12 protein-coding genes are annotated in these 13534 nt (G+C 57.6%); 10 read left to right on the plus strand and 2 right to left on the minus strand.

What is annotated here, in order from left to right:
- The first annotated feature begins 317 nt into the window (after positions 1-317).
- The 10 genes from BCS36_RS13755 to BCS36_RS13800 all read left to right on the plus strand — a co-directional run bounded on the left by BCS36_RS13755 (position 318) and on the right by BCS36_RS13800 (position 10783).
- Positions 318-602: a hypothetical protein gene (locus BCS36_RS13755; protein WP_291303411.1), complete on the plus strand. Its 285-nt coding sequence runs from the start codon at positions 318-320 to the stop codon at positions 600-602.
- Positions 603-1464: 862 nt separating this feature from the next.
- Positions 1465-2634, plus strand: a complete 1170-nt coding sequence (locus BCS36_RS13760) for an ABC transporter substrate-binding protein (RefSeq protein ID WP_291303412.1) — start codon at positions 1465-1467, stop codon at positions 2632-2634.
- A gap of 181 nt (positions 2635-2815) precedes the next feature.
- Positions 2816-3730 (plus strand): branched-chain amino acid ABC transporter permease, encoded by a 915-nt coding sequence (locus BCS36_RS13765; RefSeq protein ID WP_291303413.1) that lies wholly within the window; start codon positions 2816-2818, stop codon positions 3728-3730.
- 12 nt (positions 3731-3742) lie between these two features.
- Positions 3743-4903, plus strand: coding sequence for a branched-chain amino acid ABC transporter permease (locus BCS36_RS13770; protein WP_291303414.1), 1161 nt, complete (start codon positions 3743-3745; stop codon positions 4901-4903).
- 68 nt (positions 4904-4971) lie between these two features.
- On the plus strand, positions 4972-5742 hold the full coding sequence (locus tag BCS36_RS13775; RefSeq protein ID WP_291303415.1) for an ABC transporter ATP-binding protein: 771 nt from the start codon (positions 4972-4974) through the stop codon (positions 5740-5742).
- Positions 5743-5751: 9 nt separating this feature from the next.
- Positions 5752-6474: an ABC transporter ATP-binding protein gene (locus BCS36_RS13780; protein WP_291303416.1), complete on the plus strand. Its 723-nt coding sequence runs from the start codon at positions 5752-5754 to the stop codon at positions 6472-6474.
- Positions 6475-6842: 368 nt separating this feature from the next.
- Positions 6843-7247: a hypothetical protein gene (locus BCS36_RS13785; protein ID WP_291303417.1), complete on the plus strand. Its 405-nt coding sequence runs from the start codon at positions 6843-6845 to the stop codon at positions 7245-7247.
- Positions 7248-7852: 605 nt separating this feature from the next.
- Positions 7853-8278, plus strand: a complete 426-nt coding sequence (locus BCS36_RS13790; RefSeq protein ID WP_291303418.1) for a calcium-binding protein — start codon at positions 7853-7855, stop codon at positions 8276-8278.
- Positions 8268-10541: a YgiQ family radical SAM protein gene (locus BCS36_RS13795; protein WP_367209516.1), complete on the plus strand. Its 2274-nt coding sequence runs from the start codon at positions 8268-8270 to the stop codon at positions 10539-10541. Before BCS36_RS13790 ends, BCS36_RS13795 begins: the two co-directional genes overlap by 11 nt.
- 14 nt (positions 10542-10555) lie before the next feature.
- A complete protein-coding gene (locus BCS36_RS13800) occupies positions 10556-10783 on the plus strand; it encodes a SlyX family protein (protein ID WP_291303419.1) in 228 nt (75 codons plus the stop codon).
- Between the two features lie 722 nt (positions 10784-11505).
- Here the strand turns inward: BCS36_RS13800 and BCS36_RS13805 are convergent.
- Positions 11506-12231: a hypothetical protein gene (locus BCS36_RS13805; RefSeq protein ID WP_291303420.1), complete on the minus strand. Its 726-nt coding sequence runs from the start codon at positions 12229-12231 to the stop codon at positions 11506-11508.
- A gap of 108 nt (positions 12232-12339) precedes the next feature.
- Positions 12340-13521 (minus strand): quinone-interacting membrane-bound oxidoreductase complex subunit QmoC, encoded by a 1182-nt coding sequence (gene qmoC, locus BCS36_RS13810; RefSeq protein ID WP_291303421.1) that lies wholly within the window; start codon positions 13519-13521, stop codon positions 12340-12342.
- Positions 13522-13534: the final 13 nt, after the last annotated feature.

The following is a 13534-nucleotide window of genomic DNA, read 5'->3' on the forward strand; positions in this document are numbered from 1 at the left end:
CAACTGCTTTTCTTTTGGAAAAGGTCTGCCCGCCGTGGTCGCGCCGAACAGCATACGGTATGGACGCCCCAAAATAAGAAACCAGAACGTTCCCGGTTTCGCCTACCGGGTGTGCGTTTGATTATGAACCTGATAAGGAGTTAAATCGTTAAAGCGCGAAAAAACATTAGCGTTTGTAAAAATTATTCCTGACAGGCAAGCTCGCCCCCTGACCGCCGGTTTTTTATATGGCATTAACCATAGTTTCATGATTATATGGGGTGGCTTGCAAAGACGTGCCAAGGGTAACGTATGACGACATAAATTAAGGAGGGGGCATGAGTACGCATGTAACGTGGGCGCTGGTGGGTTTTGGCATCGCCCTGCTTTTTGTGTGGGTGTACCAGATGCTCAAGCGTCGCAATTTCAAATTTTTCTGGTACCATCCGCTCTTTACGGGCCTCTTTTTGCTCTTTCTTCTTTATCTGCTTGAACGCATGTTTGCCGACCTGTCAGACTTTGAAGTGCAGGAAAGCTGGAACATGCTGACCTATCTGGGTATTCCGCTGGCCGCAGCAGCCATTTTTTTTCTGTTCTGGGGCTTCAAGTCCAAAAAAAAATAGCGCGCGCCTGCGGGCGGCGTTCTTTTTCATTGCCGGACAAACCGGCACAACCGCTGGAAGCGCAGGGTCACCACCCTGCTCTTCTTTTTTTCGGCATAACACTTGCAAAAAACCTTTCAGGAAAGACGTTCGCCGCAACGCAACCTTCCTTGGTTAACACTGCTGGCCGGGACGTGTTTCTGCCCATCCGCCAGGCTTCAGGCAACCTGCCGCCCCATAAGGAGATGTGAGAACCATGCTGGCGCGACATCCCCCCGCTCTTCGAACCCGCCCCGCCCGAACCTTTGGCCAAAGTGGGGGAAAAATATGTTGCGCCCAAAAATCAACTGTTTTGTAGAAATAGCATTATGGACCTAATCTCATAAATTATAAACGCTTTTTAACAAAAATTCACAGTTCCATTTTTTTCTGCACGAAATTTCCTACATAAATGTAAATACTTTTTTGCCCTCTTGCAAAGTCCGTATAAATGTAAACACTTAATGATTTTAGCTGGTTGTATACTCATACAGCCTCAAAATGGCGCTGTTTCGCCACACAAGGCAGATCAATTTTGTCTTGATTATTTTATTTAATAAAATTATACAGTTGAATATATTTGTTTGTTATTTCACAATGTTTTCCTCTCTGTCCATAAAAACACTCCTTGCTCTTCCGCCACAAATTCTGTCGAAATTCACACCATTTCTACACTTTAGTAGAAACAAAATAAGGCAAACTACGGTTCTGTAGGTTTATTTTTTGGTCTTCAGATATTTATTATATAAATACAGATGATTGCAACAATGGAACTCTTTTTGCTTATATGCTTTTCATGGGTCGAGATTTTTCAATCCCGCACGTAAACCACTGGGAGGCTTTCATGAAATTGTTCAAGTTGGCGACTGCTTGTGCTCTCACACTCTTTATGGGGCAGGCGGCCCTTGCGGCGGAACAGCCCATCAAGATAGGCTTCCCCATTCCCCTTACCGGCGAAATCCCCAAAGTAGGCGAAGGCTCAAAATTTGCTGCCGAAATGCTGAAGGAAGAAATCAACGCCAAGGGCGGCCTCAAGGTGGGCGACAAACTCTATCCGCTTGAATTCATCTATGAAGATAACGAATCCAAGCCCGAATCCGCAGTCAACGTCACCCTCAAGCTGATCGAGCGCGACAAGGTTCACGCCATTGTGGGCCCGCAGTCTTCACGTCAGGCCGTCCCCGCTGGCGGCGTGGCCAATGACGAAGAAGTGCCGCTGATCACTCCCTGGTCCACCAACCCCGACGCCACCAACGGACGCCCCTGGGTGTTCCGCGGCGCATTTCTTGACCCCTTCCAGGCTCCTGTAGCAGTGGACTTTGCCAGCAAGCAGTTCAAGGCCAAGAAGGCCGCTGTGCTCTTTGAAGTGTCCAACGACTACTCCAAGGGCCTGGCCGACAACTTCAAGGCAGCTTTTGAAAAAGTGCACGGCAAGGGCTCCGTGGTCGCTATGGAATCCCACGGCCCCAAGGATCAGGACTTTTCAGCCCAGCTGACCAAGATCATCGCGGCCAAACCCGACTTTATCTTTGTGCCTGAAAACTACAGCTTTGCGGCGCTTATCGTGCCTCAGGCGCGCGATCTTGGCTACAAGGGCCCCTTCATGGGTTCCGACGCCTGGGGTTCCGCCGAGCTGTTCAACCTTTGCGGCAAGGACTGCGTGGGCCAGTACTTCTCCACCCACTACACGGCTGAAGGCGCAACAGGCAAGACCAAGGAATTCATCGACAAGTACAAGGCCAAGTACGGCTATGTGCCCGACGACGTCGCCGCCCTTACCTGGGACTCCATCAACATCGTGCTCACGGCCATTCAGAACGCTGGCAAGGTCGATCCCGACCTCAAGAAAGAGCGTACGATTATCCGCGACAACATGGCTTCTCTTGCAAACTTTGACGGCATTACCGGCAGCATGAAGTTCGACGCTAACCACGACCCCATCAAATGCGCCGTCATCGTGCGCGTTACTGATAGTGGCAGCTTCGCCTTCGTTGAATCCGTCTGCCCGAAATAGCCAAACCTGCTGACAAGCCTGGGATGGCAGGCCGTGTGCGCCCGCGGGGGGCGGACGCACACGGCGCACACTGCCCGAGGGTTTTTTTGGCGCATGTCGCGCATATGGGCCACGGCCCATCCCCTCTGTGCGACCTGAAGCCGAAAAAAACCCCAACTGCTGATACCGAATCGGGTGCCCTATGGACTTTTTTTTGCAGCAGATGCTCAACGCACTGCAATGGGGAAGTTTTTACGCGCTTATAGCCTTGGGTTACACCTTGGTTTACGGCGTTCTTCGGCTCATCAACTTTGCCCATGGCGATATTTTCATGGTGGGCGCATACATAGCGTTTTTTGTCTCAACCTGGCTCATTTCCGGTGATGGGCTCGGACTGCCGCAGCAAGCCGTGCTCTGGCTCACCATTCCCCTGACCATGATTCTTACGGCCTTTGTGGGCGTGACCATCGAGCGCGTGGCCTACCGGCCGCTGCGACGCAAGGGCGCGCACCGCCTGTACGTGGTCATCACGGCCCTTATGTGCGGCCTTATTCTTGAAAACGGCAACCTTGCCCTTTTGGGCGCCACCAAGCGCAAGCTTCCCGAGTTGGTCGACAAGGCCGTCTATTCCATCGGCCCCCTGGTCATCACCAACCTGAAGCTCTGGGTCATTGCGGCGGCCATTCTTGTTTTCATCGCCTTACAGACCATCGTCACGCGCACCAAGGTGGGCATGGCCATGCGCGCCGTGTCCTGGGACCGCTTCGCCCTGCCCCTTATGGGCATACCGCTGGACAGCGTCATTGTGGTCACCTTTATTCTCGGCTCAGGCATTGCCGGGCTGGGGGGCATGCTCTTTGCCATGTGCTATCCCACACTTGAACCCTACATGGGGGCCATGATCGGCTGGAAAGCCTTTATCGCCGCCGTGGTGGGCGGCATTGGCGACATACGTGGAGCATTTGTGGGCGGCTTTTTGCTGGCGTTTGTGGAGATTATGGTGGTGGCTTTTCTGCCTTCAACCTATATGGACCTGTTCTCCTTCACCATCCTGCTGCTCATTCTGTGGATGCGGCCCACAGGCATTTTCGGAACCCCCCAAACGACCAAAATCTAGCCGGAGTCTGAGATGCTCACCATTGTGCAAACATTACTTGCGGTCCTCGCCCTGCTCTGCTTCGGTTATGCCATAAAACGTGTCGTCAGCCAGAAAAAGATCGACTGCCTGCTGTTCCTGATTCTCGGCGTGGCGCTCATCTGTGCCGAGCACTTCGCGTGGCTGGACGGCTATTGGCTTTCAGTACTCAAATTTATGGGCATCAACATCGTCTTTGCCTCCAGCCTCAACCTGGTCAACGGCTACATGGGCGAGTTTTCCTGTGGTCACGCAGGCTTCATGTGCGTTGGGGCCTACGTGGGCGGCCTTATTTCCATCATCCTGTTTACGCAGAACAAGCTGCTCGGCGCACCGCTGCTGCCGCCCGAACTGGCGCCGCTGCTCTTTCCCCTGATCGTCCTGGTGGCGGGCTGCGCGGCGGCCATTTTCGGCCTGCTGGTGGCCCTGCCCTCGTTCAAGACTCGTGACGACTACCTGGCCATCATCACCATCGCGGCCAACTACATCATCATCGCCGTAATCATCAATATCGACGTTGTGGGCGGCCCGCGCGGCCTTTCGGGCATGCGCGCCACGGTTCGCGCCATGGAACGGGTGGCCGACGTGCCCTGGATGATGATCTGGGTCGTGCTGCTTGTTATGGTGTCTGTCATGATGCTCTTCAGGCTGGTCAACAGCACCCTGGGCAAAGGCATCCCCGCCGTTTGCCAGAACGAAGTCGCCGCAGAAATCATGAGCGTCAACACCAAGAAGGTCAAACTTGTGGCCTTTATGGTTTCGGCAGGCATCGCGGGCATGGCGGGCGCGGTATACGCCCACATGTTCAGCTCCATTTACGCCAACAGTTTCGGCATCATGAAGTCCACGGAAGCCATGGTTATGGTTTATCTCGGCGGCATGGGCTCGCTTTCCGGCTCCGTGATGGCGGCCATCCTCTTTACCCTGCTCATCGAGGTGCTGCGCTTTGCGCTGCCCGCCCTGAGCGACCTCATGCACAACCTGCCCTTTGTGCCCGACAGCTTCATGATCAGCCAGGAATGGAAGTGGGTGCTTATTCCCCTTATCCTCATCCTGCTTATGCAGTTCCGTCCTGAAGGGCTTTTGGGCAACCGCGAACTTACCCAGGTCTTTCCCCGGCTGAAAAGACTGCTCACCACCGCCCGCGTAGAATAACCGGCGGCGGCAAATCATGGTTGTACGGACAAAATCCTTGATGACCGACAACATACTGGGGGCAAACCTTGGCACTGCTTGAAATGAACGACGTGACGCAACGCTTCGGCGGACTTATAGCGCTGTCATGCTTCAACATACGGATTGAGGAAAACAGCCTGACGGGTCTTATCGGGCCCAACGGCGCTGGCAAAACTACTGTGTTCAACCTGGCTTCGGGATTTTATCATGCCACCGAGGGCGGCATTATCTTTGACGGCTACAAGTACCATTCCAAACTTGAGCCACATGAGGTCACAAATCTGGGCATGGCCCGCACCTTCCAGAACATCCGCCTGTGGAGCGACATGACGGTTCTGGACAATATCTGCGTGTCGCAATACAGCCGCCTTGGCTATGGCCTGCTGGACGCATGGTTCAATACGGGCCGCTACGGCCGCGAAGAAAAACGCGTAAAAGACAAGGCCTCCCATATTCTGGAAGTAATGGAACTCAGCGACGTGGCGGAGGAGATGCCCAAAAACCTGCCCTACGGCCTGCAACGCCGTGTGGAGCTGGCCCGCGCCCTTTCCACAGACCCCAAGCTCCTCTTGCTGGACGAACCGGCGGCCGGGCTCAACTCCTCGGACGTAGACGGCCTGATCAAACACATCGGCTGGATTTACGACCAGTTCAAAATCGCCATCTGGATGATCGAACACCAGATGAAGGTGGTCATGTCGCTTTGTCAGCACATCACCGTGATGGAGTTCGGGCAGATTATCGCCAGCGGCACGCCACAGGAAATCCAAAGCAACCCGGATGTCATCAAGGCATATCTGGGCGACGAAAACGTGTAAGGGGGCGACATGTTGCTGGAAGTTGAAAATCTCTACGCGGGATACGGCAAGATTGAAGCCCTGCACGGCATCTCCTTTAATGTGAACGAAGGCGAGATTGTCACGCTTATCGGGGCCAACGGCGCGGGCAAGTCCACTACGCTCAAGGCAATCATGCGGCTTGCGCCGCCGGAATCTCCCACGGTGTTCAGCGGCGACATCCGCTTCAAGGGCAAATCCATCCTCAAGACCGAAGCGCACAACGTGGTGGCCCATCTGAAAATGGACCTTGTGCCCGAAGGCAGGCACATTTTCGGCAACCTCACCGTGCATGAAAACCTCAAGCTCGCCACATGGACACGCAAGGGCACTGGTATTGAAAAGGACATGAACAGGGTTTTTGACCTGTTCCCCCGCCTCCAGGAGCGCATGCACCAGCGCAGCGACACCCTCTCTGGCGGCGAACAGCAGATGCTGGCCGTTGGCCGGGCGCTCATGACGGACTGCTCGGTCATTCTTCTGGACGAACCTTCCATGGGGCTTTCGCCCCTGCTCATGTACGACATGTTCCGCACATTCAAAAAGCTCAACAGCGAAGGACTCACCGTTGTCGTTGTGGAGCAGAACGCCCGTCTGGCCCTTCAAGTGGCAGACCGGGGGTATGTGCTGGACACAGGGGGCATCGTGGCCCAGGGCACGGCGGCGGAACTGGCCGACACGCCTGAAATAAAGGCGGCCTATCTGGGCGCGTAACAACAGGTACAACTGCCGGCCGTCGTCCTACCTTTCGCGGCGTCCCGGCAATAACAGCCAAGCGGAGCCAGCATCCCTCCGCCCCACAAGAAGCCATGGCTTCCTATACAGGGGCGGAACAAAGGGGTATGCTGGCTCTGCTGCTTTTTTGTATCGGAGCATTTTACCATTGAAAAAGATCGCATGCTCTACTACTGCACAAGAGTGCAGCCCGCCGCAACCTGGCGCAGATTCCGCCGCAAATCACATTCCGGCAGAATGACAAATTGAAATGTGGAGCATTTCAGCATTACTCTGATCTGTTCTGACATATATGTGCCCCAAAACGCCTACCCTGCCACGGCAATGGCAACGCACACGGAGGAAGCATGAATCAAGAACACTGCCCCAGTCCGGCCCTGACCCAGCTTACCCAATGGCTGCGCCAACGCCACGCTCAGGTGATGCAGGCCGAGGCAAAAGCCCTGCAATATCTTGATGATGGAGACGCCCCCAACCACAATGCCTGCATGCGCCAGAAGGCCGAACTGCTGTCCACCATGGCTGAAGACGCCAAGCCCATGCTTGAATTTCTGCCCGGCGAACTGCGCTTCAATCTGGCCATGGCTCTGGAAAAATTTTCCTCCAGCGCCCGCATGGCCCTGCGGCTCAATTCCATCTTCTACATGGGCGCCCTGCTTTACCCGGACGACCACCAAAAAGGCGAGCCAGACAACCTGATTCTGTGCATTGACCGCATTGAAAAACAGGGCGAAGACTTCCACCACGACTAGAGCATGTTGCCATCGCAAAAGGTACATGTTCTACGCTGCGCGGGAGCGTAGCGCACCACAACATGACGTGATCCTAGCGAGAACCGCTTTTTTGCAGAATGACAAATTGAAATGTGAAGCATTCCATCGTTACGCTGTCCCTGGGGCGTTGGCAGTTTGCAACGCCCCGACGGCTACGTGGGCAGATGCCGGACATGACGCGCAGGCCCGGCTTCAGCCTTATCCCAATGCCTACGTATACAAGGCGCGCCGCCTGCATCTGCGCCCCAGGCGGGCCATGGGTACGCCGAACTGTTGAAAATGCCTGCTTTCAAATGTACGCTATTCTGATCTGCCCAGGCAGTACGCCGCAGACCGACGCCACGTACCGGGAGGCGTCAGGCCTGCCGCCGGGGTCCCCGGCCCGGGCAGGCGCACCGCACCGTGACACGCAGGCTTGAAAACCTGCCTACGCGGATGGGCAAAACAGCTGAAGTACGGAACACTTGTCAAAGGTATTTGTGAACTTATTTCAAATTTACACGCTGCCCGCAGGGCGGCGCAACCAGCATACAGCACCGCCCGGCATGGGGCCGCGCGGCTTCAGAACCTCCAAGGAGTACAGCATGACGCGCACCCTAGATTTGCCCGACATTTCGGCCATACTGAAAATATCTCTGCTTCCTCTTCTGGCGGCCCTCATTCTTATGGCATCCCCCGTCCACGCCATGCCCGGCATGGGCGGCGGCGAAGGCGGCGGCATGGGCGACAAGTTCAGCCAGATGGATACCAATAAAGACGGCAAGGTCAGCCGTGAAGAATTCAAGGCGCTCTTTCCCAACATGAGGGAAGAAGCCTTTGTGGCCATAGACAAGGACGGCGACGGCTTCATTTCCGTTGACGAATGGAATGCCTTTATGAAGGACCACTCTTCCGGCATGCGTCCCAACACCATGAATAATGGCCCCATGCCCACCGTTCCTGGCAACCCGATGATGCCTAACCCCGGCAGCCCAGAACTGCCGCTGGTCACGCCGCCCAATGGCAACTAAGCGCTCTGGACCGGCCTTTTCCGAGCCCCGGCGTTCCACTGCGAATGCCGGGGCCGCTTCTGTTTCCGGGCCACAGCCCGGGGCCAAGCCCAAGGCTCAGTCCAGATCGCTGGCCGAGCCTCAGCCTGGCGTTCTGACCGGGCCGCTGCCCCATAAGGAACAGCCCCTCTTTGTACCCATGAGCGCAGCTGAAATGCACGCGCTTGACTGGGACAGTCTGGACGTGCTCTTTGTCACCGGCGACGCTTACGTGGACCACCCCTCGTTCGGCAGCGTTCTGCTGGCCCGCTGGCTGATCCACCACGGCTACCGTGCGGGCATTGTGGCCCAGCCGCAGTGGGAAAACCCCGACGACCTGCTGGTCATGGGCAGGCCCCGCCTGTTCGCTGGCGTCAGCGCTGGCGCGCTGGATTCCCTGCTGGCCCACTACACGGCCTTTCGCAAAAAGCGCCATGACGACGCCTACACCCCTGGCGGTCAAGCTGGCGCGCGCCCCAACAGGGCTTGCCTGGTATACGCCAATCTGGCCCGTCGGGCCTTTCCCGGTCTGCCTCTGGTGCTTGGCGGCATCGAGGGCAGTCTGCGGCGCGTAAGCCATTACGACTTTTGGACAGACTCGCTGCGCAAGCCCATTCTTATGGACGCCAAGGCTGACCTGCTCATCTGGGGTATGGGCGAGCGCGCCACCCTGGAATGCGCCCAACGGCTGGACGCCGGAGAAGATTTGCGCGGCATACCCGGCACGGCCTGGCTGGACAAGCTGGAGCAGACCGCCGACGGCCCGCGCCCGGCCAATCTGCCGCCAGAAATGGCCCAGGCCCCCTGCGTGCCCCTGCCCACGCACGAAAAAATTTTGGCTGATCCCGTAAAACTGCTGACCATGACGCAGGAACTGGAGCGCCAGGTGCACAGGCTGGACGCCTGGGCCTTTCAGCCCGTTGGCGACCGCGCCGTAGTGCTGGCCCGCCCGGCCCCACCACTGACCACGCAGGAAATGGATGCCCTGTACGAAATCCCCTTTACCCGGCGGCCCCACCCCAGCTACAGGGAGGCCATCCCGGCGGCGGAAATGATGCGCACCAGCATTACCAGCCATCGCGGCTGCGGCGGCGGCTGCTCCTTCTGCTCGCTGGCCCTGCATCAGGGTCGTCGCATCAGTTCCCGTTCTGAAGATTCCGTGCTGGATGAAGCCCGCAGACTTGGTCAGGAAAACATGGCCCGAGGCAAGGGGCCAGTAGCCATCTCAGACGTGGGCGGCCCCACGGCCAACATGTGGCAGGGCTATTGCGCCCTTGACCGCGCGGAAATCACCCGCGAGGGGCATGCGCCATCCGCTGACATCTCCACGGAACAAAGCTCCAAACAGCACAGCGCGGCCCACGCCCCGGCAGACGCGCCGGCCAAGAGCCGCTGCCGTCGGGCAAGCTGCTGTTACCCTACCGTATGCAAGTTTTTCACAACACCGCAAAACAGGCATGTGGGGCTGCTGCGCAAGGTTGCGGCCCTGCCCGAAGTCAAACAGGCGCGCGTTGCCAGCGGCGTTCGCGCCGACCTTGCCCTGCGTGACGCCGCCGCCCTGGCGGCCTACACGGGCGAGTTCACGGGCGGGCAACTCAAGGTCGCGCCCGAACACTGCGCCACCGGCGTGCTCTCGCTCATGCGCAAGCCGCCTCTGGAAGTCTTTGAAGCCTTTCTGGCCAGCTTTGTGCGCCAGAGCAAGGCAGCAGGACGCGAACAGTACGTTGTCCCCTACCTTATGAGCGGCTTCCCGGGTTGTACGGACGACGACATGCGCACCCTCGCCAACTGGCTGCGCCAGCGCAACTGGAACCCACGCCAGACCCAGTGCTTTATCCCTACGCCCGGCACCATCGCCACGGCCATGTTTTATTGCGGCAAAAATGAGGCCGGGGAAGACATCTATGTGGCCCGGACCGACGCCCAGCGCCTGCGCCAGCACGGTCTGCTCATGCCAGGCAGAAAACCGGGGGACGAGGACGGCAACCGCCCGCGACGCGGCAATGAAGGGCATGCCCGCAAAGTCGATGCAAATGCCCGTCGCCACGCGCCGAGCGGCAGGCAAGGTCGTGATGCCCGGCCCGATACCCGACGTGACGCCCGGTCCGATATCCGGCATGACGCGGACGCGACCCAGTCGAGGCCCCCGGAAAAGACAGGGCACAAGCCCGGCAGACAGGGCAACCGCCATAAAGAACACGGGGCGGACAGCCGCAGGCTTCCGGCACCCGGACGCCGCGCCTGACAGCAGGAGGACCTATGTCACACAGCATTGAAGACCGCCTTACCCGTCTTGAAGAACTGACTTTTTTTCAGGAAGAACGCATTGAAAAACTCGACGCGGCCCTTATGGCCCAGCAAGGCCAACTTGACGCCGTGGAGCAGGAACTGGCCAGCGCCCGCACAGTCATTCGCGCCTTGCGCGACAAGCTGGCCGATCAGCCGGAAAACGGCCTCCCGCCGCACTCTATGCCTGAACGCTGGTGATATGAAATCGCTGTTGGGGGAGAAAATGCTCTGTGGGGGAGGGACCCTTTTGTAAAAGGGTCCCTCCCCCACGCCCCCTCCACCCAAAACTTTTATTTGCAAATGAGTCAACGCTGAAAGATGGCCGTGGCTGAAGCAAATTTTCAGCGGTCGCGTCTTCCAGCGTCACGCGATTTCAAAGAAAGTCAGCTTCACTGAAAGAGTCCCCCGGCCCAACTTCACGAAAGCCGATCGCTCCAGCGTTCCGAAGCCGCGAAAGGCTTACAATTTTCGGCGCTGCTGCCTACATTACAGCAAGAGGCCCGCACTTCGAAGAAGTGCGGGCCTCTTTACGCATAAAAACTGGCTGCTATTGCGACGCCTCCGTCAGGTCAGGGAGCGTGCAGCAACAGCATAAACCAAGATAAAAGTTTAGAGTAATTTCACTTTGAGATTGCTCCGACGGATGTGGGAGTCTTGGAAGCATTGAGGATGCTTTAGACAGGGTCGCACGAGATGAATTTCCTGTCATATCAAGGAGAACGAGCCTTTTATGCAGGGAGTGTACTCTGATGGCACTCGACCGGAATAAAAGGCGAAGTTCGACGCAGAAATAACTGGAAAGGCGCTCGTGGCGGCACTGTCTAGGGGTGGGGGCGTGGGGGAGGGACCCTTTTACAAAAGGGTCCCTCCCCCACAGAGCTCTCTACCCCACAGAACTCTTCACTCAAAAAAGCTCTGACCTAGAAGCCGAAACCGTCAGAACTCGCGCCGGAAGCACCGAAGCCGAAATCATCGGGCACGGCGTTTTCGTCAAGAGCTTCAGCCACGGCTTCGTCGCCGGAGGCGGCCAGGGCCGCGCCAGCGCCGCCAGCCATGACCATGCCCTTAAGGCCGTCCTTGATGGCGTCTTTGATATTCATGAGCAGGTCGTCGTGGTTGACGGCGATCTTGCCCTGGTATTCGGCCGTCTGACGGCGCAGGCCGCCGATATCGGCGTTCAGGGTCTTGATCTTGGCTTCCAGTTCGTCAACCTTCTTGGACAGGGCTTCGGCTCGGGCTTCCGTGGGCTCAAGGGCGCGCACGCGCTCTTCAAGGGCCGTGGCGGCGGAAGTCTGGGCAACCATGCTGTCATAGACTTCGCTGAGGAAGTCCAGCACCTTGTCTACCATGGCCTTGGTGTGACCGTCCATGGCGGGGAGGGAAACGTTGTCGCCAAGCAGGCTTCTGCCGTTGCTCACAAAGGCGTCCCAGGACTGGCCTTCTTTCCATTCCAGTTCCAGAAACTTGGGGAAGCAACGGGCCAGCCAGGTGGCGGCGAAGGGGCCCACGGCCTTGGCGCAAGTGTCACAGACAACGGTGCGCCCGGCCACAAAACCGGCGATTTCCTTTACGTCCACGCCATCCTTGCCCACCACCAGGGCAAGCACGGACTCCACAGGAAAAACTTTGCGAGATGTATCGGACATGGCGGCCTCCTCCTCGGAGATCGTATTTTTATTCATGAAAACTCTGTTCCAACAGTCCAAACTTTGGCGTCGCCCCGGCTGGCATGAGAGCCAGCCGGGGTCCGTCAGCTAGCTCCTGCCGTACATGCGGGCGTACAGCAGCGCCACAGTGCGGTATAAAATATGCCCGAGCTTGGACCAGGGCAGGTAGGCGAAAAGCATCCATACACATACCAGGTGCAGGTAATACACGACGAAGGCAGGCACAATGGCGTCCGCCAGGCGGAAGCCCTGAGCCATCACGCCCGTGAGCGCGATTACCCATATGATGCCCAGCAGGTACCAGTCGTACCAGCTTGAGCCCTGGAACTTGGGATTCAGACGCAGACGGCGAACCGTCAGCAGGCCCAGGCCCAGCAGCAGCATGAACGCGCCGATGTTGGCCAGAATCTTCACCGGGAAGGTCAGCGGCATGGGCGTTTCAATCTTGATGAGCGGAATGACCTTGCCGCCCCAGTGGCCCAAAGCCACCACAGCCGTCACAAAGGCCAGGATGGCGAAGCTCCACACCAGAAGGAAGTGACCGTTTTTACGGCTGGGCGTTTCCTTGCCGGTGACGGGGCCGTCTTCGCAATCGTCGAACTTGCGGTGGGTGATGATTTCATCCCACAGCACGTCCCACAGATGCCATACCCAGCATTTGGTCTTGCCGATAACGGTCATCGAGCCTTCAGGCTTGAATTGCGCCCATAACTTCATGGCCCCCCGCGCCAGTATGAACAGCGCGGTGAAGAAGGTCAGCATGAAGATGGGGTCAATGGTATAGTCGCCGTAGAATATCTGACCGAAGACGATACGGCCGTCGGCGGCGCGGGGGAACCACTGCCCGCCGTTGAAACCGGCGCGGATCCACCACACCACAAGCCAGAGCACCGCAGGGATGGCGAAGAGAATGGGCAGGCCGGAGGGCTTGCTCATCCACTTGCCCACGATGGAGGGCTCAGTCAGATCTTTATAGATGACGTTGCGTGCCGCGCCCATGAGGTCTGCGGGCTTGGCGCCGCGCGGACACAGGTCGGAGCAGTTGCCGCAGTTGTGGCAGAGCCACAGGTCTATATCAGCGCGCAGTTTGTCCTTGAGGCCCCAGGAGGCCCACACCATTTCTTTGCGCGGATAGGGCGCATTGGCAGGAGCCAGGGGGCAGGCCACGGAACACGTGGCGCACTGGTAGCACTTCTTGAGGGACTCGCCCCCCGCCTCTTCCAGCGCCCTGGCAAACTCCAGGTCAGGTTTGATTGTAATTTGTGCCATTGCTGCCTTCCTC

The sequence above is a fragment of the Desulfovibrio sp. MES5 genome (assembly GCF_002237645.1).
GTDB lineage: Bacteria > Desulfobacterota > Desulfovibrionia > Desulfovibrionales > Desulfovibrionaceae > Desulfovibrio.